Origin of the sequence: Rhizobium sp. FKL33 (assembly GCF_005222915.1) — a bacterium.
Lineage (GTDB): Bacteria > Pseudomonadota > Alphaproteobacteria > Rhizobiales > Rhizobiaceae > Rhizobium_E.
In genome coordinates, this window is sequence record NZ_STFX01000009.1 from 109,363 (window position 1) to 131,254 (window position 21,892).

22 protein-coding genes are annotated in these 21,892 nt (G+C 60.5%); 8 read left to right on the forward strand and 14 right to left on the reverse strand.

Annotation, left to right across the window (positions count from 1 at the left end; all coding sequences use genetic code 11):
- Window positions 1-51 precede the first annotated feature (51 nt).
- Window positions 52-735 carry an acyl carrier protein gene (locus E8Q41_RS06640; RefSeq protein WP_137154730.1) on the reverse strand — a complete coding sequence of 228 codons (684 nt, stop codon included), beginning with the start codon at window positions 733-735 and terminating at the stop codon, window positions 52-54.
- A 251-nt stretch (window positions 736-986) separates the two neighbouring features.
- Here E8Q41_RS06640 and E8Q41_RS06645 point away from each other — a divergent pair, with 251 nt between their 5' ends.
- On the forward strand, window positions 987-2,147 hold the full coding sequence (locus E8Q41_RS06645) for a CaiB/BaiF CoA-transferase family protein (protein ID WP_137154731.1): 1,161 nt from the start codon (window positions 987-989) through the stop codon (window positions 2,145-2,147).
- Window positions 2,144-3,271, forward strand: coding sequence for an extracellular solute-binding protein (locus tag E8Q41_RS06650; RefSeq protein ID WP_137154732.1), 1,128 nt, complete (start codon window positions 2,144-2,146; stop codon window positions 3,269-3,271). The genes E8Q41_RS06645 and E8Q41_RS06650 overlap by 4 nt, the downstream gene beginning before the upstream one ends.
- A gap of 62 nt (window positions 3,272-3,333) precedes the next feature.
- On the opposite strand, the gene E8Q41_RS06655 is transcribed toward E8Q41_RS06650, so the two are convergent.
- From E8Q41_RS06655 to E8Q41_RS06665, 3 genes are read right to left on the reverse strand one after another with little or no spacing between them, the layout of a single operon-like run.
- The gene (locus tag E8Q41_RS06655) at window positions 3,334-3,870 is read right to left on the reverse strand and encodes a MaoC family dehydratase (RefSeq protein WP_137154733.1); all 537 of its coding nucleotides are present in this window, start codon (window positions 3,868-3,870) and stop codon (window positions 3,334-3,336) included.
- 5 nt (window positions 3,871-3,875) lie between these two features.
- Entirely contained in the window at window positions 3,876-4,718 is an 843-nt protein-coding gene (locus E8Q41_RS06660; protein WP_137154734.1) for an amidohydrolase, read from the reverse strand.
- A 51-nt stretch (window positions 4,719-4,769) separates the two neighbouring features.
- Entirely contained in the window at window positions 4,770-5,549 is a 780-nt protein-coding gene (locus E8Q41_RS06665) for an IclR family transcriptional regulator (RefSeq protein WP_137154735.1), read from the reverse strand.
- A 147-nt stretch (window positions 5,550-5,696) separates the two neighbouring features.
- Here E8Q41_RS06665 and E8Q41_RS06670 point away from each other — a divergent pair, with 147 nt between their 5' ends.
- The 5 genes from E8Q41_RS06670 (at window position 5,697) to E8Q41_RS06695 (ending at window position 10,354) form a co-directional block, all read left to right on the forward strand.
- Entirely contained in the window at window positions 5,697-6,764 is a 1,068-nt protein-coding gene (locus tag E8Q41_RS06670; RefSeq protein ID WP_137154736.1) for a Gfo/Idh/MocA family oxidoreductase, read from the forward strand.
- Entirely contained in the window at window positions 6,761-7,216 is a 456-nt protein-coding gene (locus E8Q41_RS06675) for a MaoC/PaaZ C-terminal domain-containing protein (RefSeq protein WP_137154737.1), read from the forward strand. Before E8Q41_RS06670 ends, E8Q41_RS06675 begins: the two co-directional genes overlap by 4 nt.
- A gap of 24 nt (window positions 7,217-7,240) precedes the next feature.
- Complete coding sequence (locus E8Q41_RS06680; RefSeq protein ID WP_137154738.1) at window positions 7,241-7,975, forward strand: SDR family oxidoreductase; 735 nt, start codon at window positions 7,241-7,243, stop codon at window positions 7,973-7,975.
- 24 nt (window positions 7,976-7,999) lie between these two features.
- Complete coding sequence (locus E8Q41_RS06685) at window positions 8,000-8,845, forward strand: fumarylacetoacetate hydrolase family protein (protein ID WP_137154739.1); 846 nt, start codon at window positions 8,000-8,002, stop codon at window positions 8,843-8,845.
- A gap of 231 nt (window positions 8,846-9,076) precedes the next feature.
- Window positions 9,077-10,354: an L-fuconate dehydratase gene (locus E8Q41_RS06695; protein ID WP_137154740.1), complete on the forward strand. Its 1,278-nt coding sequence runs from the start codon at window positions 9,077-9,079 to the stop codon at window positions 10,352-10,354.
- A 151-nt stretch (window positions 10,355-10,505) separates the two neighbouring features.
- On the opposite strand, the gene E8Q41_RS06700 is transcribed toward E8Q41_RS06695, so the two are convergent.
- Together E8Q41_RS06700 and E8Q41_RS06705 are read right to left on the reverse strand one after the other, a co-directional pair.
- Window positions 10,506-11,165 carry a HEPN domain-containing protein gene (locus E8Q41_RS06700; RefSeq protein WP_137154741.1) on the reverse strand — a complete coding sequence of 220 codons (660 nt, stop codon included), beginning with the start codon at window positions 11,163-11,165 and terminating at the stop codon, window positions 10,506-10,508.
- 1 nt (window position 11,166) lies between these two features.
- Entirely contained in the window at window positions 11,167-12,231 is a 1,065-nt protein-coding gene (locus tag E8Q41_RS06705) for an AAA family ATPase (RefSeq protein WP_170976388.1), read from the reverse strand.
- Window positions 12,232-12,469: 238 nt separating this feature from the next.
- Here E8Q41_RS06705 and E8Q41_RS06710 point away from each other — a divergent pair, with 238 nt between their 5' ends.
- Window positions 12,470-13,102, forward strand: a complete 633-nt coding sequence (locus tag E8Q41_RS06710) for a CatB-related O-acetyltransferase (protein WP_137154743.1) — start codon at window positions 12,470-12,472, stop codon at window positions 13,100-13,102.
- Between the two features lie 102 nt (window positions 13,103-13,204).
- Here E8Q41_RS06710 and E8Q41_RS06715 read toward each other — a convergent pair whose 3' ends face one another.
- The 8 genes from E8Q41_RS06715 to E8Q41_RS06750 form a co-directional block, all read right to left on the reverse strand.
- Window positions 13,205-14,926: an ABC transporter substrate-binding protein gene (locus tag E8Q41_RS06715; RefSeq protein ID WP_137154744.1), complete on the reverse strand. Its 1,722-nt coding sequence runs from the start codon at window positions 14,924-14,926 to the stop codon at window positions 13,205-13,207.
- Between the two features lie 73 nt (window positions 14,927-14,999).
- Entirely contained in the window at window positions 15,000-15,407 is a 408-nt protein-coding gene (locus E8Q41_RS06720) for a DUF2160 domain-containing protein (RefSeq protein WP_137154745.1), read from the reverse strand.
- Window positions 15,407-16,219, reverse strand: a complete 813-nt coding sequence (locus E8Q41_RS06725) for a carbohydrate ABC transporter permease (protein WP_137154746.1) — start codon at window positions 16,217-16,219, stop codon at window positions 15,407-15,409. The genes E8Q41_RS06720 and E8Q41_RS06725 overlap by 1 nt, the downstream gene beginning before the upstream one ends.
- A 4-nt stretch (window positions 16,220-16,223) precedes the next feature.
- Complete coding sequence (locus E8Q41_RS06730; RefSeq protein WP_137154747.1) at window positions 16,224-17,090, reverse strand: sugar ABC transporter permease; 867 nt, start codon at window positions 17,088-17,090, stop codon at window positions 16,224-16,226.
- A gap of 1 nt (window position 17,091) precedes the next feature.
- On the reverse strand, window positions 17,092-18,162 hold the full coding sequence (locus tag E8Q41_RS06735; protein ID WP_137154748.1) for an ABC transporter ATP-binding protein: 1,071 nt from the start codon (window positions 18,160-18,162) through the stop codon (window positions 17,092-17,094).
- 10 nt (window positions 18,163-18,172) lie between these two features.
- On the reverse strand, window positions 18,173-19,243 hold the full coding sequence (locus E8Q41_RS06740; RefSeq protein WP_137154749.1) for an ABC transporter ATP-binding protein: 1,071 nt from the start codon (window positions 19,241-19,243) through the stop codon (window positions 18,173-18,175).
- A gap of 60 nt (window positions 19,244-19,303) precedes the next feature.
- Window positions 19,304-20,824, reverse strand: coding sequence for a glycerol-3-phosphate dehydrogenase (glpD, locus tag E8Q41_RS06745; RefSeq protein ID WP_137154750.1), 1,521 nt, complete (start codon window positions 20,822-20,824; stop codon window positions 19,304-19,306).
- A 127-nt stretch (window positions 20,825-20,951) separates the two neighbouring features.
- Window positions 20,952-21,746: a DeoR/GlpR family DNA-binding transcription regulator gene (locus E8Q41_RS06750; protein ID WP_137154751.1), complete on the reverse strand. Its 795-nt coding sequence runs from the start codon at window positions 21,744-21,746 to the stop codon at window positions 20,952-20,954.
- Between the last annotated feature and the right edge of the window lie 146 nt (window positions 21,747-21,892).

Here is a 21,892-nt window from a genome sequence, read left to right on the forward strand (position 1 = left end):
TTGCTCCGGCTTTTTTGTTGCGCGACAGTCGCCTCGGCAAGGCTCTTGCCATCACGGGCGCACGTGTTTGGGGTGGATGATCAGGGTTTGCCGCGTGATTTCCTGCTTGAGCAGCGATGTGTGATCTGCAAGAACCTCCTTGAGCGCATCCCAAGCTTCTTGCTCGCGCAGTCGTGCGCCCTCATCCGCCAGCAGCCTGATATTTTTCGACGACACAATACGAGCGAGATCGCCAAAGGTCGCAATTCTGGTGGGCAATCTTATCGGCGCTATTTTCAAGACCGCGCATGCCAAAACCGCCGATGTTATCGCTAGCCACCATGAGTAGCCTGAAACAAGAATAGTGATTGGGGCCGCGATCATCAGGACCAGTGCGGCGTATCCCAAAAGTGGAAGTTCAAGGAATGGCGCTCTGAGATGGCAATCCTTTTCGATGATGCGGTGTATTTCTCTTGTCGGAATGGACGAAAGAACTGTGATCGGCGTGTTGGGCCTCAACTTCGTGCCTATACGAGGTTGTAACGCGCGGCGGAGCCGGAAAAACGTCATCGCTGTAGCGCAGCGCCCCTCGGCAGCGCCAGCCGGCAATTTCGCCGCGACTGCGTTGAAAAAATCGCCTACGGTTCGGACATGCTCGAGTTCAAATTCATTGAAGCGACATCCGAACGCCTCCTCCACGTCTTCAAGCAGTTCGCTTTCGTCGCCGTCGCCATACAATCCCATCGAATTTGTCATCGATGCGCTCCTTCGGATTGATACTACAGCGCTGGGCGTCTGGATTCCAAGCGCATCTGTATGTCCTCTTTGCTTTGGCGATAATCTCTGACTTTCGCGCCACGTCAAGTTGTGATTGTTGCGGTCGCGCTAAGAAGAGCGGCTCGGCGGGATGCAGCTTGTTGTGGAATTCCCCTTGTCATTCATCCATATTTGAATAATCTATTTACTCATGAACTGAGTGGGCCGCTTCGGCTCGGGTGGAGGAGAGAATGCCTGAAATGATCGAGCCGCCGCTGGCGGGTCTCGTGGTCGTCGACATGAGCCAGTTTCTGTCGGGTCCCTATTGTTCGCTCAGACTTCTGGATCTCGGCGCGCGCGTGATCAAGATCGAGCGGCCTGACGGCGGCGATCTTTCGCGGCGGCTTTATCTCAGCGACACCGAGATCGGCGGCGATTCCACCATTTTCCATGCGATCAACCGGGGCAAGGAAAGTCTCGCGATCGACATGAAGAACCCGGCTGATCTCGACGCGCTGAAGGCGCTGATTGCCAAGGCCGATGTGGTGATACAGAATTTCCGTCCGGGCGTGATCCAGCGTCTCGGGCTCGATTACGAGGCGGTGAAGGCGATCAATCCCGGCATCGTCTACGGTTCGATCTCGGGCTATGGCGAGGAGGGGCCGTGGGTGTCGCGGCCGGGGCAGGATCTGCTTGCCCAGTCGCGCTCGGGCCTGATGTGGCTGAACGGCGATCACGACCAGGGGCCGGTGCCGTTTGGCCTGGCGGTCGGCGACATGCTGGCGGGCGCCGCGCTCTGCCAGGGACTGCTGGCGGCGCTGGTGCGGCGCGGAATTTCCGGCCGAGGCGCGCATGTCGAGACCAGCCTGCTCGAAGCGCTGGTGGATTTTCAGTTCGAAGTGCTGACCACCTATCTCAATGATGGCCGGCGCATGCCCAAGCGCTCCGGCTTCCGCAGCGCGCATGCCTATCTCTCCGCGCCCTATGGCGTCTATCCTGCGCAGAACGGCTATCTCGCGCTGGCGATGACGCCGATCGGCAAGATCGAGAAACTGCTCGACATTCCCGAACTCGCCGCCTTCAGCGACAATCCCTCCAGCTGGTTCACCGAGCGCGACGACATCAAGAAGCTGATCGCGGCGCGCATCGCTGCCGGCACGGTCGAACATTGGCTGTCGCTGCTCGAGCCTGCCGACATCTGGTGCGCCAAGGTGCTGGACTGGGACGAATTGATGGAGCATGAAGGCTTCCAGACGCTCGACATGCTGCAGACGGTGACCCGCGAGGACGCCGTCTCCATACTCACCACCTCGTCGCCGCTCCGGGTCAACGGCCAGCGCCCGCATGGCGACCGCGCCGCCCCCCGGATCGGCGAGCATTCGGACAGGATCCGCAAGGAGTTCAATCTATGACCATCACGCTCAAGGGCATGACCTGGAGCCATCCGCGCGGCTACGACCCGATGGTGGCGTCATCCGCGCTCTATCTCCAGCAGAAGGGCGTCGAGATCGTCTGGGACAAGCGCTCGCTGCAGGATTTCGAATCCTTCCCGGTCGAAGAACTGGCCCGCGCCTATGACCTGATCGTCATCGATCATCCGCATGTGGGCCAGATCACTACCGAAAATTGCCTCGCGCCTTTGGACATCGACGGCCGCGAACAGGAATTCGACGCCATGGCGAAGGCCTCCGTCGGCGAATCCTTCCGCAGCTACAATTGGCAGGGCCGGCAATGGGCCTTCCCGATCGACGCCGCCGCCCAGGTCCAGGCTTTCCGCGAGGATCTCGCCGACGCCGTGGAGACGCTGGACGAGGTGTTCGAACTGGCCGAGCAGGGCGGGGTGATGCTGCCGCTCAAGCCGCCGCATTCGCTGATGACCTTCTACACGCTCTGCGCCAATATGATGAGCCCATGCTCGACGGCCAAGGGCGACCTGATCGACGAGGAGACGGGTCTTGCCGCCTATACGGTGCTCTCCGAACTGGTCGGGCTCATCGATCCCGCCTGCTTCGACATGGACCCGATCGCGGTGTCGGAAAAGATGGCCGAAGCCGACAGCGTCATCGCCTGCGCGCCCTATATCTATGGCTATGTTTCCTATGCGCTCGACGGCTTCCGACCCAATCCACTGACCTTCACCGATATTCCCGAGGCGGGCGTAATCGGGCCTGCCGGCTCGGCGCTCGGCGGCACCGGCATCGCCGTGTCGGCTTTCTCTAGCAACAAGGACGCGGCAATCGACTTCGCCTATTGGGTGGCGTCGGCCGAGATCCAGAAGGGCGTCTATGCCGCCTCCGGCGGCCAGCCCGGCCATGCCGACGCCTGGGAAGACGAGGGTGTGAACGAAAAGACCTTCGGCTTCTACGACAACACCCGTCCGACGCTGGAAGGCGCCTGGGTGCGGCCGCGCCACAATGGCTATATGGCGTTCCAGCATGCGGCGTCGGAGCGGATCAACAAGGGGCTGAAGGCGGGCGAGGACGGCAAGATCGTGATCGCCGATCTCAACCGGCTGTTCCGCGACAGTTTTCTCTGAGACATAGATCCCGATAGGACGAAGCCGCCGCAACGCTCGCGGCGGCTTTGTTGCTCTCTGGGTCAGGCGTCCGGGCGCTGACCCGAGCGGTAGCGCACCGTCTGGATATGCTCGCAGTAGAGCACGAGTTCGCCTTCGCCCTTGAACACTTCGTAGGAGGCGCGGATCAGGCCGAGCTGGTCATATTTCGGCTCTTTGCCGAGATTGGTGCGGATTGTGTAGATCGTGTCGCCGATGAACACCGGCTTGATGAAGCGGAGCCGGTCATAGCCATAGGAAAAGGCGTTGACGCAGTTGGTCGCCACCAGTCCCAGGCCGGCGGAGAACACGAAGGCCCCGGCCACCAGCCGACGCCCGAACATGCCCTCGGTCTCGGCGAAGATCTGGTCGCCGACATAAGGATGCATGTCGAGCACCAGCGCGTTGAACTGCATGGACTCGCCTTCGGAGATCGTGCGCCTCAGCGAGCGGATCTTGTGGCCGATCTCGAAATCCTCGTAGAACCAGTTCTCGGCATTCCACACCGGCAGATCGGCGTGATCGGCCGGCATGGTGCGGGGATGCGTGCTTTCGACGCCAACGGTCGGAGAGGGCGCCATGGTCTTCAGGCTCCCAGCCGCCAGATGCGGCGGGCATTGCCGCTCAGCAGCTTGGCCTTGTCTTCGGCGCTGACGCCCTCAAGCAGCGCATGCGTGGCCGCGACCCAGGTGGAGAGCGTGCCGGCCAGCGTGCAGACCGGCCAGTCGCTGCCCCAGACCATGCGGTCGAAGCCGAAGCTGCGGATCGTGTGTTCGGCATAGGGCCTGATGTCGTCGAGCGTCCAGGTTTCGGTGTCGGTATAGGCGACGATGCCGGAGAGCTTGCCGGTGATGTTGGGGCGCTTGGCCACCTCGGTCATCTCTGTTCGCCAGAGATCATAGCCGCCGCCCTTGATGTCGGGCACGCCGCAATGATCGAGAATGAACTGGATATCGGGATTGAGATCGGCTAGCGCCGCCGCCTTCTTCAACTGGTGCGGCTTGACCACGAGATCGAAGGTCAGGCCGGTGCCTTTGAGGCGGCTGATATTGTCGCGAAAGATAGCGCCTTCGGAGAGTTCGTCCGGCATCACATGCAACACGCGCCGGAAGCCCTTGATCACAGGGTTCTGGAGTGCGCGATCGAGATAGGCGGCGAAATCGGCATGTTCAGGCCTGCAGGCTGCGATGGCGCCGACCAGGAGTGACCCATCGCGGGCGGCGACGGATGCGACATAGTCGCTTTCTTTCTCGATATCCTCTTCCGCGACATCCACTTCCATATGCAGCACGGCCTCGATGCCGAGCCGGCGGGCTTCGCGGGCATAGTCTTCATAAAGCGCATTGCGGTTCAGGGCGCCGGCCCCGGCCAGCCAGGGATAGGCAAGCGCCTGCTGGTCGACGATATGCAGATGGGTGTCGATGATCATACTGTCCTCCTCCGCCGGCGGCGCCGGCTCCTCCCTCTGGCCGGTCCGGGCTCAGCCGATTTCGAGACCGGCCGCTTTTGAAATCTCCTGGCTCGTTTCGAGCAGCAGCGCGATCGTCGCCTCCATCTCCGGCGCCTCTGCATTCTTGATCGGCACATAGGGCGTGGTCAGCGCGGCAATGGCGCGGCCATCGACGCCGAGCACCGGCACTGACAGGTTGGTGACCGAAGCCGTCTGCAGGCTGGGCATGATCTCATAGCCGCGGGCGCGGACGGATTCGAGCTTGGCGTCGAATTCCGGGGTCGTGTCGGCGCGGCCGCCATTGTCGGCATATTCCCGGAGCATCACCGCGCGCTCCTCGGGCGAGCGGAAAGCGAGCAGGATGTGGCCGGAGCCTGTGTCGATCATGTCGATATGAGCGCCGAGCCGCAGCGACAGGCCCCAATAGCCCGGCGCTTCCTGCTGGGCGATGACGACGGCTGCGCCGCGATCGAAGACGACGAGGTGATTGGCCTGCCGGCTTTTTTCCGCGAGTTCGCGCATCAGCGGCGTGGCGTAGGACACAAGACGGCGGACAGGAGCATGCATATGGGCGAGCCCGAACAGCTTCAGCGACAGGGCATAGCGGTCGCCGTCGATGCGCGTCACATAGCCTCGCTTCACGAGGCGGTCGAGCATGCGGTAATGTTCATTGGCGTTGCGGCCCATGCGCTTGGCGATTTCCGCTTGCGTCAGGCCGCCATCGACGCCGGCGAGCAGTTCGAGAATGTCGAGCCCCTTGTCGAGCGCGGGCGCCCGGTAACGGTCATCGTCTAAGGCTTCCTTGGCCAACGCATCCTCCAGAACAAGATGAGGTTTTGTAGACCAGCGATGTGACCTTGACAATATGTGAATAATCTCTTCATATGTGAATGACCCAAGGGAGGAGCATCATGAACAACCGGGAAGGGCTGGCGCGCGGATGCGCCGGATCGATCCATGACGTTTGACCCGAAAGCGCTCTCGCAATCCTGGCCGCTGCCATCAAAGCCTCGCCCGATCGTCACGTTCGGCGCGGGCTCGATCGTCGGCGACGCGCATTTTCCCGCCTATCGCAAGGCCGGTTTGCCGGTGGCGGGACTATATGATCCCGATCTCGCAAAAGCCAAGACGCTGGCGGAAAAATGGGGCGTTCAGGCTTACGCTTCCGTCGACGAAGCCGCCGCTGTCGACGGCGCTCTCTTCGATCTCGCCACGCCGCCTGCCGCGCATCGCGCCGTGTTGGAGAAACTGCCTGAAGGCGCAGGCGTGCTGATCCAGAAGCCGATGGGCGCCGATCTCGCGGCCGCCACCGAAATTCTCGACATCTGCCGAGAGCGCAAGCTGAAGGCGGCGATGAATTTCCAGCTGCGATTCGCGCCGATGATGCTGGCGCTGAAAAACGCCATCGCCAAGGGTTTTCTGGGCGAGGTGGTGGATGTCGACGCCTGGCTGGCGCTCGATACGCCATGGTCGCTCTGGGCCTTCCTCAAGGGCCTGCCGCGCATCGAGATGACCATGCATTCGATCCATTATCTGGACCTGATCCGGCAATTGCTCGGCGATCCCCAGGGCGTTCACGCCAAGTCGATCGGCCATCCGAGCCATGACATGGCGCAGACTCGGACCTCGGCGATCCTCGATTACGGCGACAAGGTGCGCTGCGCGCTCAGCATCAATCACGACCACCGCTTCGGCCGTAAACATCAGGCCTGCGAATTCCGCATCTCCGGAACGGAAGGCGCAGCTTACCTTCAGCTCGGCGTCAATCTCAATTATCCCGAGGGCGAACCAGACATTTTGGAGATCTATCCCAAGGGTGGCGACGGCTGGGTGAACGTGCCGCTCGAGGGCAAATGGTTTCCCGACGCCTTTGTCGGCCGCATGGCCAATCTGCAGCGCTTCGTCGCGGGCGAGGATGAGGAGCTCGTCAGCTCCGTTGAGGATGGCTGGCTGACCATGGCGCTGGTTGAAGCCGCCTATCAATCCTCCGCCGCCCCCGCCACGGCCATTGCCGGGAGACCCTGATGGAACAGGAAATTTTCTTCGAAGACTACGAACTCGGTCACGTCAGGCTTACCACTGGGCGGACTATAACCGAAACCGACTTCGTCGTGCATGCCGGCCATACCGGCGATTTCTTCCCGCATCACATGGATGCGGAATTCGCCAAAACGCAGCCATTCGGCCAGCGCATCGCCCATGGCACCATGGTGTTTTCCATCGGCGTGGGGCTTACGGCAAGCCTTATCAATCCCGTCGCTTTCTCTTATGGTTACGATCGGCTGCGCTTCATCCGTCCGGTCTTCATCGGCGACACGATCAAGACGCGGGTGACGATCGCGGCCAAGGAGGATGATCCGAAGCGGAAGGATGCGGGCCGGGTGATCGAACGCTGCGAGGTGGTCAACCAGCGCGGCGAAGTCGTGCTCGCGGCCGACCACATTCTCATCGTCGAGCGGCGCGTGAAGACTGCTTGAGATGTTTCAGAAGGACAGGATTTGATGAGCGACTATGTGAAGGGCAAGAAAGCTGTCGTCACGGCGGCGGCGCAGGGCATCGGCCGGGCGACGGCGCTGGCGCTGGCGGCTGCGGGCGCCGAGGTGCTGGCGACTGACATCAACGAGACCGTGCTCAAGGAGCTTGAGGGCACGACCGGCATCCGCACGCTGAAGCTCAACGTGCTCGATGACACGGCGGTGAAGGCGGCGATTGCGGAAAACGGCCCGTTCGACATTCTCGTCAACAGCGCCGGCGTGGTGCATGGCGGCTCGATCATGGAGATGAAGGACGAGGACCTCGACTTCGCCATGGATCTCAACGTCAAGTCGATGATCCGCATGATCCGCGCCGTGCTGCCGGCAATGCTGGAGAAGAAGGATGGCGCGATCGTCAATATCGGCTCGGTCGCCTCCTCCATCAAGGGCGTGCCCAACCGCTTCGCCTATGGCGTGACCAAGGCCGCCGTGATCGGCCTCACCAAGGCGGTGGCCGCCGATTACGTGACGCAGGGCGTGCGCATCAACGCCATCTGCCCCGGCACGGTGGAAAGCCCCTCGCTGCAGGACCGGCTGCGCGCCCAGGGCGATTATGACGCGGCGCGCGCCGCCTTCATCGCCCGCCAGCCGATCGGCCGCATCGGCACGCCCGAGGAAATCGCCGATCTCGCCGTCTATCTCGCCGGCGCCACCTACACGACTGGTCAGGCCTATGCCATTGATGGCGGCTGGACCATCTGACGACAGCAACAAGGGAATATTGACATGAAACTCATGCGCGTTGGCCCGCTCGGCGCCGAAAAGCCCGCGATCCTCGCCGCCGACGGCACGATCCGCGATCTCTCCGCCCATGTGGCCGATATCGCCGGCGCGGCGATCGGCCCCGAAGGCCTGGCCAAGATCGCCGCCATCGACACCGCAAGCCTGCCCGTGGTGGCCGATGGAACCCGCATCGGCGCCTGCGTCGGCGGCACTGGAAAATTCATCTGCATCGGGCTCAACTATTCCGACCACGCCGCCGAATCCGGCATGGCGGTGCCGCCCGAGCCGGTGATCTTCATGAAGGCCACTTCGGCCATCTGCGGCCCCTATGACGACGTGCTGATCCCGCGCGGCTCGGAAAAGACCGACTGGGAAGTCGAACTCGGCGTCATCATCGGCAAGACGGCGAAATATGTCTCCGAAGATGAGGCGCTGGATTATGTGGCCGGCTACGCCGTCTCCCACGACGTTTCCGAACGCGCCTTCCAGACCGAGCGTTCTGGGCAATGGACCAAGGGCAAGTCCTGCGACACATTCGGCCCGACCGGCCCCTATCTCGTCACCAAGGACGAAGTGGTCGATCCGCAGAACCTGAAGATGTGGCTGAAAGTGAACGGCGAGACGATGCAGAACGGCACGTCCTCAACCATGGTCTACAATGTGAAATTCCTGGTCTCCTATCTCAGCCAGTTCATGAGCCTGCATCCCGGCGACATCATCTCCACCGGCACGCCTCCGGGCGTCGGCATGGGCATGAAGCCGCCGCGCTATCTTCGCGATGGCGACGTGGTGGAGCTCGGCATCGAAGGGCTGGGAACGCAGAAGCAGACCTTCGTCCAGGATAGATGAGGGGAGTGGGGGGCGCGGCGTGCCGCGCATACCCCCCCTCTGCCCTGCCGTGCATCTCCCCCTCAAGGGGGGAGATCAGATGGGGCGCCGGCTTTCCCGAATCTCTGACGCTGGCGGCGGGGCGAGGTTCCCGCCTCTGGCCAATCTCCCCCTTGAGGGGGAGATGTCCGGCAGGACAGAGGGGGGTAACCCCACCCAAAGACATAACACACCGAACCAACAGAGGCATCCGTGACCAAGATCATCAGCCTGGAGACGCTCGATCTCCGTTTCCCGACCTCCCAGAGCCTTGACGGTTCGGATGCGATGAATCCGGATCCGGATTATTCGGCCGCCTATGTCATTCTCGGCACGGATGAGAGCGGGCTGGAAGGTCACGGCCTTACCTTCACCATCGGCCGCGGCAATGATATCTGCTGCGCGGCGATCGAAGCCATGCGGCATCTGGTGGTCGGGCTCGATCTCGCCTGGATCAAGGAAAATCCCGGCCGCTTCTGGCGGCATGTGACGAGCGACAGCCAGCTGCGCTGGATCGGCCCGGACAAGGGCGCCATCCATCTCGCCACCGGCGCCGTTGTCAACGCCGTCTGGGATCTCATGGCCAAGCAGGCCGGCAAGCCAGTCTGGCGGCTCGTGGCCGAGATGAGCCCGGAAGAAATCGTCGACATCGTCGATTTCCGCTACATGACCGACGCCATCACCCGCGACGAGGCGCTCGCCATCCTGCGCAAGGCCGAGCCCGGCAAGGCCGAGCGCATCGCCCGGCTCGAAGCCAAGGGCTATCCTTGCTACACGACCTCGGCCGGCTGGCTGGGCTATGACGACGACAAGCTGCGCCGCCTGTGCAAGGAAGCCATCGACGCCGGCTTCAACCATATCAAGATGAAAGTCGGCCGCGATCTCGAAGACGATATCCGCCGCCTGACCATTGCGCGCGAGGTGATCGGCCCCGACCGCTATCTGATGATCGACGCCAACCAGGTGTGGGAAGTCGACCAGGCGATCGATTGGGTGAAAAAGCTCGCTTTCACGAAACCCTTCTTCATTGAGGAGCCGACCAGCCCCGACGATGTGTTCGGCCACAAGAAGATCCGCGAAGCCATCGAACCGGTGAAGGTGGCGACCGGCGAAATGTGCCAGAACCGCATCATGTTCAAGCAGATGATCGCCAATGGCGCGATCGACATCGTCCAGATCGACGCCTGCCGCATGGGCGGCCTCAACGAAGTGCTCGGCGTCCTGCTGATGGCCGCCAAATTCGGCCTCCCCGTCTGGCCGCATGCCGGCGGCGTCGGCCTGTGCGAATATGTCCAGCATCTATCGATGATCGACTATGTCGCCGTGTCAGGCGAGATCGACGGCCGGGTGATCGAATTCGTCGACCATCTGCATGAGCATTTTCTGGAGCCTTGCGTGATCGAGAACGCCGCTTACATGCCGCCGAAGGCTGCGGGGTTTTCGATTGAGATGAAAGCCGAGAGCCGGGACGAGTATCGGTTCAGGGGGTGAACTAAAACTTAGCGCCCCTCGCAAAGTAGGCTTATACTTGCGAGGGGCGTTCGGCCTTTCGCTATAATGTCACATTGTGCTTATGTGAATTATTTTTTTGCAGAAGTGTCGATTTTTTATTATTATGGCAATACTTCACAATAATAAGCTTTTACCCAATTTCCTCATCGCTATTTTCGTTTGCAAGCTGCTCGGATATGACATTTGGTATATGACTGCCGAGTGCGGCAATAAAGGCTATAGTTAACTCAGTGTCAGGCTTGTCTATCGGCCACAATCTTATCCCAGCTAAAGTAGGATTGACGTCCGCCTCATGAGCTATTTGGTTTCTACGTTTCCAAATGCTTTTTAGCTGACCCTTTATTGATTGTTCATCATTTTGTGTTGAATTTTCAACGCCTTCATTTATTCTCTCAATTATTTTCTGCCAAGGCTTGTCGCAGTAGCAAGAGAGTAGCTCGGCAAGCTTTGCTGGATCAACAAATGCTTTGTATGAGTTGCTTTTACGGATATGCGCGGATGCAACGGCAATCCTTTCCTCTGCGTCAGCTATTGTCATAATTTCCATCGGCAAGCTGATATTTCTTGTTTTTATGCTGTTCTGGAATCTGTGTGTTGCTTCAATAAGCGCTACCTCATGGACAAAAAAGTCAAACGAGCTAACGGCTTGAAAATATGCAGATCTTAAGGCGTCATCGTTAGCAGGGTCGTCCCGTCTTAGTGCACATAGAGCATCATACAAATTGATCAGTTGTCTTGCTCGATCAATAGCATGGTCGAACGTTCTTATTGCGTCACCGAACCTCTCCATTTTAGAATGCGTCCGTCATCTTAATGATTTTCTCGGCTCCTTGTTCGAAGCCCTTCCGAACATCTTCAATTTTTTGGGCGTATATATCAGCGACGGTACCGCGAAACTCTGTGTCGACATCTAAATCGAGCGCAAAAACTGGTTTAGCTAGTTCCTGCGCAGTCGCAATCAAACTATCGAGCGTACTGATCTCCATGAGAAATCCTTCAGGGGGCGCTTTTGCATCTTCATAAATGTTGTCAGAAAGAAGCATATGAGCTCCTTTAAGTGCGGCCATTAGATCATTCGCTTTCGTTTCTGCTAGCCTATCAAACCACTTTTGGAATGCTTTTGTTGGCTTGGCTTCCTCGTTGTTTCTCGATCTCTTTCGAAAGTTATTGACAGAAGAACCTAAATACTTTGGTGTTACGTCGGGAAATGAGTAATCAGCGTCCTTGAGGATTGCGTTGCTAGCAGCTTTTCTTCCCCACTCTGCCCATTTAGGAAGAGTTCGAGATAGCGAACGCAGTGCCATAGAGGAAAAGAGATCAGGCGCCATCGGAATAATGAAAGCATCGCTCGTCATAAAAAGGTTTTGATTGATTGCTCCCAAGCTAGGGCTCATGTCGATGAGGGCGAGATCGATACTATATTTTTCTCCCGTTTTTGCGATGGCGTGATGAAGTGCACCTGGAATATTCTGCAGCGCCGACAAGGTGTTGCTCAATTCGTGAGAAACTGCGAGTTGACTTTCGTATTCTGCTAGTCCGACGTGGCCTGGAAGAAGAAGTAAATCCTTTTGCAGCGGTGAAGTATACAGTTCAGTTGCCTCAATCATGTAAGGCCTAGATTCAAAGGCTGGTTTGATCGCATCGCGGATGTTTTTTGGCTTCTGCGGAGATTTGCTTTCGAAGGGATAATCTTCTGTATCCATATCGCCAAGAAAGGCGCCTGTAAGGTTGCATTGTGGGTCGCAGTCTACGATCATGGTCCGTTTACCAAGTGTAGCAAGCATCCATCCTAGATGGAATGTTAATGTCGTTTTGGCTACGCCGCCCTTGTGATTAAAAATTGCAATTTGCTTCATCAATCGACCCTTCCGCATTTTTCTGTTCTGTAGTGATATATTTCAGAACATGAAGACGTATCCATCTACATATACCTGCATTCTTTACGTTCAGTTATGCTGCGGCTATGCTTTTTCGCAGCACATAAACTTTTAGCATTTCATTCAAACAATTGATTCAACCATTCCCTCCACGCGATGGATCGCGCCTCCGTCCTCCCATAGCATCGGCCACATTCCCACTGCTCCGGACCCCGCCATGCCCCTTCTCGACGCCGATCTCCTCCATCCCATCACGCTGCCCGACGGGACCGTCTATCGCGACACCGTGCATCTGAAACAGGCGATCGACCATCCGCGCATCGAGGTCGGCGACTACAGCTATTTCACTCATTCGGGCCGCGTGGAGGAGACCGCGGGGATTCTGGCGCCGTATCTTGGTCCCGGCTGCCGGGAAAAACTGGTGATCGGCAAATTCGTGCAGATCGCCCGCGGCAGCTATTTCATCACCAGTTCCGCCAATCACCCGATGGCCGGGGTTACCGCCTATCCCTTCCGCATCTTCAAGCCGGAAACCTTTGGCTACAAGGATCTGCCGGTCAGGGATACGGTGGTCGGCCACGACGTTTGGATCGGCCATGAGGCGGCGATCATGCCGGGGGTGCGGATCGGGCCGGGCGCCATCATCGCGGCCCGCGCCGTGGTGACGCGGCATGTCCCCGCCTATGCCGTCGTCGGCGGCAATCCGGCCGGGATCATCCGCATGCGCTATCCCGACGATGTGATCGCTGACCTCCTCGACCTCGCCTGGTGGGATTGGCCGATCGCCAAGATCGAGGCCAATCTTCCGTATCTCGAAAGCGGGGATATCGAGGCGCTCAAGCGGGCGTGAGGGGGGCACCGCGCTGGGTCCGCCGCGTGGCTTCTGTCGCCCGTCCAATAAAAAAACCGGGGCGTTTCCGCCCCGGTCCGTGACGTCACAGCGTGGCGTCGATTACTTCTGCCAGCTCTTCACCAGTTCGTCATAGTTGACGGTGAGGGGCTTTTCCTTCTCGTTCTCGATCTTCAGCTGCGGAGCGAGATGGCCGTTCTTCACGGCGTCGGCGTTCCAGTAGGCGAGATCATGCTCTTCGGCGAGCTTCGGGCCGATGTCGCCCTGGACGCCTGCGCGTTCCAGACGGCTCAGCACCTTTTCCTGCTCGGCGCAGAGCGAGTCCATGGCTTCCTGGGCGGTCTTGGCGCCCGAAGAGGCGTCGCCGATCGCCTGCCACCACAGCTGGGCCAGCTTCGGATAGTCCGGAACGTTGGTGCCGGTCGGCGACCACTGCACGCGGGCCGGCGAGCGATAGAACTCAATCAGGCCGCCGAGCTTCGGCGCGCGGTCCGTGAAGCTCTTGTGCTGGATGGTCGATTCGCGGATCAGCGTCAGGCCGACATGGCTCTTCTTGACGTCCACGGTCTTGGAGGTGACGAACTGCGCATAGAGCCAGGCGGCCTTGGCGCGATCGTCAGGCGTGGACTTCAGCAGCGTCCAGGAACCCACGTCCTGATAGCCGAGCTTCATGCCGTCCTTCCAGTAGACGCCATGCGGCGACGGCGCGAAACGCCACTTCGGCGTGCCGTCGGCGTTGACCACCGGCAGGCCGTCCTTGACCATGTCGGCGGTGAAGGCGGTGTACATGAACATCTGCTGGGCGATTTCGCCCTGGGCCGGCACCGGGCCGGATTCCGAGAAGGTCATGCCCTGAGCGGCGGCCGGCGCATAGGCCTTCAGCCAGTCGAGGTATTTCTGGATGGCGTAGACCGAAGCCGGGCCGTTGGTGTCGCCGCCGCGGGCGACGCAGGAGCCGACCGGCTGGGACTTTTCATTGACCTTGATGCCCCATTCGTCGACGGGCAGACCGTTCGGAAGGCCCTTGTCGCCATTGCCGGCCATCGACAGCCAGGCGTCGGTGAAGCGCCAGCCGAGCGAGGGGTCCTTCTTGCCGTAGTCCATGTGGCCATAGACCTTCTTGCCGTCGATTTCGCGACCGGTGAAGAATTCGGCGATGTCTTCGTAGGCAGACCAGTTGACCGGCACGCCGAGGTCGTAACCGTACTTGGCCTTGAAGTCGGCCTTGTTCTTCTCGTCGTTGAACCAGTCATAGCGGAACCAGTAGAGGTTCGCGAACTGCTGGTCGGGCAGCTGGTAGAGCTTGCCATCCGGGGCAGTGGTGAATTTCAGGCCGATGAAGTCGTTGAGGTCGAGACCGGGATTGGTCACGTCCTTGCCTTCGTTCGCCATCCAGTCGGTCAGCGAGCGAGCCTGCTTGTAGCGCCAATGGGTGCCGATCAGGTCGGAGTCGTTGACATAGGCGTCATAGACGTTTTCGCCCGACTGCATCTGCGTCTGCAGCTTTTCGACGACGTCGCCTTCACCGATCAGGTCATGCGTGATCTTGATGCCGGTGATGGCGGTGAAGGCCGGAGCCAGCACCTTGGATTCATATTCATGCGTGGTGATGGTTTCGGAGACGACCTTGATCTCCATGCCGGCAAAGGGCTTGGCGGCGTCGACGAACCACTGCATTTCCTTTTCCTGGTCCGCGCGGGACAGGGTCGACAGATCGCCGACTTCCTTGTCCAGGAACTGCTTGGCTTCTTCCATGCCGGCAAAGGCCGTGCCGGCGAAAGCGAGCAGAATTGCCGCCGTCGATGTCAGTAGATGCTTTCGCATAAGATCCTCCCATAGGTTTTGCGATTGCGTAGAAGGCGAACCGGCTCCCCCGGCGCGCCCATTCCTCCGTGGCTCACACCAGCTTGAACACGCCGAGCGCGTAGACGAGCGAGAGAGCCAGAGCCCACCACAGATTGGCGCCGATCAGGCCCAACCATGCGAGATGAATAAATGCCGAGCCGAGCAGCGAGATGAACAGACGGTCCCCCCGCGTCGTCTCGAAGCGCAGGATGCCGATACGAGGGTTTCCACCCGGCGAGGCGCTTTCCCAGACCGCCATCAGCGCCAGCAGAAAGGCGATGGTCATGAAGAACAGCGCGCCGGGAAAGGACCAGGCCATCCAGCCGCCCGGTATCAGCGGCGCATACCAGTCGACGGCGCCGTCCTTGACCGGCAGGCGCGAGGCGAGAAGGCCCACGGCCCCGGCATAGACGAGAACAACGATGGCGAGCGCGAACGGCCAGCGACGAGTAGCGTTCATCAGACCCTCCCCAGGGCAAAGCCCTTGGCGATGTAATTGCGGACAAAATAGATCACCAGCGCGCCGGGGATCAGGGTCAGAACGCCGGCGGCGGCCAGCACCCCCCAGTCCATGCCGGACGCCGAGACGGTGCGCGTCATGGTCGCGGCGATCGGCTTGGCGTCGGTCGTGGTCAGCGTGCGGGCGAGCAGCAGTTCGACCCAGGAGAACATGAAGCAGAAGAAGGCGGCGACCCCGATGCCCGAAGCGATCAGCGGCGTGAAGATCTTCACGAAGAAGCGCGGGAAAGAATAACCGTCGATATAAGCGGTTTCATCGATCTCCTTCGGCACGCCCGACATGAAGCCTTCGAGGATCCAGACCGCCAGCGGCACGTTGAACAGGCAGTGGGCGAGCGCGACCGCGATATGCGTGTCGATCAGGCCGAAGGCCGAATAGAGCTGGAAGAAGGGCAAGGCGAACACAGCCGGCGGCGCCATGCGGTTGGTGAGCAGCCAGAAGAACAGGTGCTTGTCGCCCAAAAACCGGTAGCGCGAGAAGGCGTAGGCGGCCGGCAGCGCCACAGACACTGAGATGACCGTGTTGAGCGCCACATAAATGATCGAATTGATATAGCCCGAATACCAGGCCGGATCGGTGAAGATCACGGTGTAGTTCCGGAGCGTCGGATTGGCCGGCCAGAGCGAGAAGGCGCCGGTGATCTCGGCGTTGGTCTTGAAGCTCATGTTCACGAGCCAGTAGATCGGCGCGAGCAGGAACAGGATATAGAGCGTCGAGACGAGGAAGGCGCCGTAGCGAGGGGACTTGGTCATGGTCTCAGCCTTTCTGGTCGCTCGAGGTCATCACGGTGTAGAAGATCCATGACAACAGCAGGATGATCAGGAAGTAGATGATGGAGAGCGCGGCGGCCGGGCCGAGGTCGAACTGGCCGACCGCCATCTTGACGAGGTCGATCGACAGGAAGGTGGTCGAGTTGCCGGGGCCGCCGCCGGTGACGACGAAGGGCTCGGTATAGATCATGAAACTGTCCATGAAGCGCAAGAGCACGGCGATCAGCAGCACCCGCTTCATCTTGGGCAGTTCGATGTAGCGGAACACGGACCAGCGCGAGGCGCCGTCGATCTTGGCGGCCTGGTAATAGGCTTCGGGGATCGAAACGAGGCCGGCATAGCAGAGCAGCACGACGAGGCTCGTCCAGTGCCAGACATCCATGATGACCAGCGTCACCCAGGCGTCGATGGGGTCGCGGACGTAGTTATAGTCGACGCCGATGGCTTCGAGCGAGTAGCCGAGCAGGCCGATGTCGACGCGGCCGAAGATCTGCCAGATCGTGCCGACCACGTTCCACGGAATGAGCAGCGGCAGCGCCATCAGCACGAGGCAGACCGGCACGCCCAGGCCCTTCTTGGGCATGTTGAGTGCAATGAAGATGCCGAGCGGCACTTCGATCGCCAGGATGATGAAGGAGAACAGCAGGTTGCGCTGCAGCGCCGACCAGAAGCGTTCCGACGACAGCGTGTCAGAAAACCACTCGGCCCCGGCCCAGAAGAATTCGTTGTTGCCGAATGTGTCCTGCACCGAATAGTTCACCACCGTCATCAGCGGCACCACGGCGGAGAAGGCGACCAGCGCCAGCACCGGCAGGACCATGAACCAGGCCTTGTTGTTCCAGGTCTTGTTCATCTCAGGCCTCCGTCTTCACGCGCCAGGAATCGGCGTAGAGGTTGATGGCGCCGGGGTCGAAGGTGACCCGGGGATCGGCGGGGATCTCGTTGTCCTCTTCGAGGATCGCGGTCAGGCTCTGTCCGGCGAATTGCGTCCGGATCACCTTGTGGCGGCCGATATCCTCGACCTTGGTGATGGTGACAGGCATGCCCTCGCGGCCGAGCCGGACGAATTCCGGCCGGATGCCGAGCTCGATCTTGGCGGCGCCCGCCACCGACGGGGCGGAGGACAGGCCGATCGCATGCTCGCCGACGCGCACGGATGCGCCGTCCAGCGAGGCCGGCAGCACGTTCATGCCGGGCGAGCCGATGAAGTAGCCGACGAAGGTGTGGCTGGGCTTTTCGAACAGTTCCGCCGGCGTGCCGATCTGCACGATCTGGCCGTCATACATGACCACGACCTTGTCGGCGAAGGTGAGGGCTTCGGTCTGGTCGTGGGTCACATAGACCATGGTGTAGCCGAACTGGCGGTGCAGCAGCTTCAGCTGCGACCGGAGCTGCCATTTCATATGCGGATCGATGACGGTCAGCGGCTCGTCGAACAGGATGGCGCTGACATCGGCGCGGACGAGGCCGCGGCCGAGCGACACTTTCTGCTTGAGATCGGCGGTCAGGCCCTCGGCCTTGCGCCGCGCCATCGATTCGAGATCGATGACCTTCAGGATTTCCTGCACCTTGGCCGTGACCTGCGCTTCGGGAATGCCGCGATTGCGCAAGGGGAAAGCGAGATTGTCGAACACGGTCATCGTGTCATAGACGACCGGGAACTGGAACACCTGGGCGATGTTGCGCTCTTCCGTGCGCAGCCGCGTCACATCGCGGTCGCCGAGCAGCAATCGGCCATGCGAGGGCGTGAGCAGGCCCGAGATGATGTTCAGCAGCGTGGTCTTGCCGCAGCCGGAGGGTCCGAGCAGCGCATAGGCGCCGCCGTCTTCGAAAATATGGTCCACTTCCTTCAGCGCGTAATCCGACGGCTTTTCCGGATTGGCGGTGTAGGCGTGGCGAATGTGATCGAGCGTGATGCGCGCCATGGTCTTCTCCTCAGGCCGCAAGCGCAGCGTTGCGCCCGTCCTCACGGAAGGCGAGCAGGTGGCGCGTGTCCAGATAGACCATCAGATCGGTGCCGGGGGCGATATCATGCACGCCCTTGGTCAGCATGACCCAGGTTTCCGATCCATGGTCCAGATGCACGAAACTTTCCGAACCGGTGATTTCCGTCACCGCCACCCGGGCGGGCAGGGCCGCCGTCTCGATGCTGACGGGCTTGGGCGACAGGTGATGCGGCCGGAAACCGATGGTCAGCTTGCCATCCGGCACATGCGCCATGTCGCGCGGCGTGGAGATCTCGGCGCCGCCTTCCAGCGCCAGCACCTCGCCGCGCTTGACGGCGGCGATCATGTTGAGCGGCGGATCGGAGAAGGTCTGCGCGGTGAGGAGATCCGTCGGGCGACGGAAGACGTCGACCGTCGGACCATATTGCGTTACGCGGCCTTCATGCAGCGTCGCCGTGGCTCCACCCAATAGCAGGGCTTCTGTGGGTTCGGTGGTGGCGTAAACAAAGATCGCGCCGGTTTCGGCAAAGATGCGCGGCAGTTCTGCGCGCAGTTCCTCGCGGAGCTTGTAATCGAGATTGGCGAGCGGCTCGTCGAGCAGGACCAGGCCGGCATTCTTGACGATGGCGCGAGCAAGCGCGGTGCGCTGCTGTTGGCCGCCGGAGAGTTCGAGCGGCAGGCGCTTGAGATAGGGGGTGAGGCGAAGCAGTTCGGCCGCCTTCATCACCTGGCGTTCGATCTCGGCGCGATCGGCGCCCTTCACGCGCAGAGGCGAAGCGATGTTCTCATAGACCGTCATCGCCGGATAATTGATGAACTGCTGGTAGACCATCGCGACATTGCGCGCCTGCACGGGAACGCCCGTCACATCCTTGCCGTCGAAGAAAACCGAGCCTTTCGTCGGGCGGTCGAGCCCAGCCATCAGCCGCATCAGCGTGGTCTTGCCTGACAGCGTCGGGCCGAGCAGCACGTTGAGCGAGCCTTTTTCGAGGCGCATGGACACATCGGTGATGTGACGCTCCGCGCCGACGTGTTTGCACACGCCCTTGAATTCCAGCATTGTTCCTCCTCCCCAGCAGGACTGTGCCGTCAGCGGCCCTCTCGGCCTATGTCGTCAGTCCTACTGTGCGGCGGCGCGTGCGCTCCGCCGTTCCTGCATATAGGCCTCCAGCGCAGCCACGCTGTCGGCGTCGAGTTTCAAACCAAGCTTGGTGCGGCGCCAGAGAACGTCCTCGGCGTCCACCGCCCATTCCTGGTCCATGAGATAGTTGACTTCCGCTTCGGTCAGATCGCCGCCGAAGATGCGGCCGAGATCGGCCAGGCTTCCGGCGCTCTTGGTGATGACGAATGCCTTGGTGCCGTAAAGGCGCACGAGACGTTCGGCGAGCGCGCCCGGCAGCCAGGGCTTTTCGGTCCGCAGCCGCGACACCAGTCCGCCAAAGCCGTTGCGGTCGAAATCTCCGCCCGGCAGCGTCGCGCCTTCGGTCCAGGGTTTGCCCTTTGCGCCGAGCACCGCCTCGATCTTTTCGAGCATGGATTCGGCGAGCTTGCGATAGGTGGTGATCTTGCCGCCGAAGACGTTGAGCATCTGCGGCTCGCCTTCGCCGCCGACCGCCTTCAACACGTAATCGCGGGTGGCTTCCTGCGCTTTGGAGGCGCCGTCGTCATAAAGCGGGCGCACGCCGGAATAGGACCAAACCATGTCTGCCCGGGTCACAGGCTCCTTGAAATATTCCGAAGCGCCGGCGCAGAGATAGTCGATCTCGTCGTCGGTGATCTTCACATCGGCCGGATCGCCCTTGTAGTCGCGATCCGTGGTGCCGATCAGGGTGAAATCCTGTTCATAGGGGATGGCGAAGAAGATGCGGCCGTCATTGTTCTGGAAGAAATAGGCGCGGGGATCGGCGAATTTCTTCTTCACCACGATATGGCTGCCTTGGACCAGGCGCACATTATGCGTGTTGGAGCCGGCGGCGTTCTGCAGAAGCTTGTCGACCCAGGGGCCGGCGGCGTTGACGAACAGCTTGGCCTTGACGGTGTCGCGCGCGCCGGTCAGCACGTCTTCGACCACGATGGCCCAGAGGCCGCCTTCACGGCGGGCCGAGACCACCTTGGCGCGGGTGCGGATCGTCGCGCCGCGATCGGCGGCATCGCGGGCGTTGAGCACCACGAGACGGGCGTCGTTGACCCAGCAATCCGAATATTCGAAAGCCTTGCGGAAACGGTCCTTGAGCGGCTTGCCGGCGGGGTCGCGGGTGAGATCGAGCACCTGGGTGGCCGGCAGCGCCTTGCGGCCGCCGATATGGTCGTAAAGGAACAGGCCGAGGCGGATGAGCCAGCCGGGCCGCATATCCTTGTGCAGCGGCAGAACGAAACGCAGCGGCCAGATGATATGCGGCGCCATGCCCCAGAGCACTTCGCGCTCCATCAGCGCCTCGCGCACCAGGCGAAATTCGTAATGTTCGAGATAACGCAGACCGCCATGGATGAGCTTGGTCGACCAGGACGAGGTGCCGGACGCCAGATCCTTCATTTCCGCCAGATAGACGGTGTAGCCGCGACCCACCGCGTCGCGGGCGATGCCACAGCCATTGATGCCGCCGCCCGCAATGAAAACATCATGGATCACGTCTGTCGTCACGATTCTCTCCCTTTTCGCATTGCAACATTTATCGCAATTGCGAAACTGAAATCATTCAAAGCGAAAACAAAACGAATGTCAATCGAAAACAAACGAGGTAAAATTTTACCGAGCATTACTAGAAAATTTACTGAGCGGTTGCGCTGCGAATGTCGGTTTGCGCCGCCGTCTCGACGAGGTTTACCCCGTTTTCACGACAGATTTTCTGCACGCTCGGGGGATAACAGCGGTCGGTGACGAAAGTGTGCACCTGCGAAATATGCGCGATTCTGACCGGCGCGGTGCGTTCGAATTTCGTCGAATCCGCCACCAGGATGACGTGGCGGGCATTGGCGATGATCGCCTGGGCTACTTTCACTTCGCGAAAATCATAATCTAGGAGCGCGCCGTCGTCGTCGATCGCAGATGCGCCGATCACGGCGTAATCGACCTTGAACTGGCGGATGAAATCGACGGCGGCTTCGCCGACTACGCCGCCGTCTGCAGCGCGCACCACGCCGCCGGCAATGACCACCTCGAATTGTGGGTAAACGCGCAACCTGTTGGCTACATTGATATTATTGGTGATGATCATCAGCCGGCCATGGTCAAGCAAGGCCTGGCCTACAGCTTCCGTCGTCGTGCCGATATTGACAAACAGCGAGGCGTTGTCGGGGATGAGGCCCGCTGCGGCGCGGCCGATCGCTTCTTTTTCTCCGGCGGCGATCTGGCGGCGCTGCTCATACTGCATGTTCTCGGTGCCGGAAGGAAACACGGCGCCGCCATGGATGCGGTTGAGCAGCTTCTTCTCACAGAGATCGTTGAGATCCTTGCGGATGGTCTGCGGCGTCATGTCGAAGCGTGAGGCCAGGTCTTCCACCAGCACCTTGCCATGCGTCTTGGCGATATCGAGGATCTGTTGATGGCGGGGTGAAAGAAACATGCGCGCGGGTCCGTCGTTTCGTTTTCGCTCCGAAGATAGAACGAAAAAAACGAAAGTAAAGCCTGGCGAACATTTCCGCGCGCCTCGCGCGCCACGCAAGGTCCGGGAAACGGTGGGCGTGTAGCTGGTCTTCAAACCGAGTTGGG

Excerpts from the sequence above, each read along its gene's own strand:
- E8Q41_RS06640 (WP_137154730.1), bottom strand. The coding sequence starts at position 735 with ATGACAAATTCGATGGGATTGTATGGCGACGGCGACGAAAGCGAACTG.
- E8Q41_RS06645 (WP_137154731.1), top strand. The coding sequence starts at position 987 with ATGCCTGAAATGATCGAGCCGCCGCTGGCGGGTCTCGTGGTCGTCGAC.
- E8Q41_RS06650 (WP_137154732.1), top strand. The coding sequence starts at position 2,144 with ATGACCATCACGCTCAAGGGCATGACCTGGAGCCATCCGCGCGGCTAC.
- E8Q41_RS06655 (WP_137154733.1), bottom strand. The coding sequence starts at position 3,870 with ATGGCGCCCTCTCCGACCGTTGGCGTCGAAAGCACGCATCCCCGCACC.
- E8Q41_RS06660 (WP_137154734.1), bottom strand. The coding sequence starts at position 4,718 with ATGATCATCGACACCCATCTGCATATCGTCGACCAGCAGGCGCTTGCC.
- E8Q41_RS06670 (WP_137154736.1), top strand. The coding sequence starts at position 5,697 with ATGACGTTTGACCCGAAAGCGCTCTCGCAATCCTGGCCGCTGCCATCA.
- E8Q41_RS06680 (WP_137154738.1), top strand. The coding sequence starts at position 7,241 with ATGAGCGACTATGTGAAGGGCAAGAAAGCTGTCGTCACGGCGGCGGCG.
- E8Q41_RS06685 (WP_137154739.1), top strand. The coding sequence starts at position 8,000 with ATGAAACTCATGCGCGTTGGCCCGCTCGGCGCCGAAAAGCCCGCGATC.
- E8Q41_RS06700 (WP_137154741.1), bottom strand. The coding sequence starts at position 11,165 with ATGGAGAGGTTCGGTGACGCAATAAGAACGTTCGACCATGCTATTGAT.
- E8Q41_RS06705 (WP_170976388.1), bottom strand. The coding sequence starts at position 12,231 with ATGAAGCAAATTGCAATTTTTAATCACAAGGGCGGCGTAGCCAAAACG.
- E8Q41_RS06710 (WP_137154743.1), top strand. The coding sequence starts at position 12,470 with ATGCCCCTTCTCGACGCCGATCTCCTCCATCCCATCACGCTGCCCGAC.
- E8Q41_RS06715 (WP_137154744.1), bottom strand. The coding sequence starts at position 14,926 with ATGCGAAAGCATCTACTGACATCGACGGCGGCAATTCTGCTCGCTTTC.
- E8Q41_RS06720 (WP_137154745.1), bottom strand. The coding sequence starts at position 15,407 with ATGAACGCTACTCGTCGCTGGCCGTTCGCGCTCGCCATCGTTGTTCTC.
- E8Q41_RS06725 (WP_137154746.1), bottom strand. The coding sequence starts at position 16,219 with ATGACCAAGTCCCCTCGCTACGGCGCCTTCCTCGTCTCGACGCTCTAT.
- E8Q41_RS06730 (WP_137154747.1), bottom strand. The coding sequence starts at position 17,090 with ATGAACAAGACCTGGAACAACAAGGCCTGGTTCATGGTCCTGCCGGTG.
- E8Q41_RS06735 (WP_137154748.1), bottom strand. The coding sequence starts at position 18,162 with ATGGCGCGCATCACGCTCGATCACATTCGCCACGCCTACACCGCCAAT.
- E8Q41_RS06740 (WP_137154749.1), bottom strand. The coding sequence starts at position 19,243 with ATGCTGGAATTCAAGGGCGTGTGCAAACACGTCGGCGCGGAGCGTCAC.
- E8Q41_RS06750 (WP_137154751.1), bottom strand. The coding sequence starts at position 21,746 with ATGTTTCTTTCACCCCGCCATCAACAGATCCTCGATATCGCCAAGACG.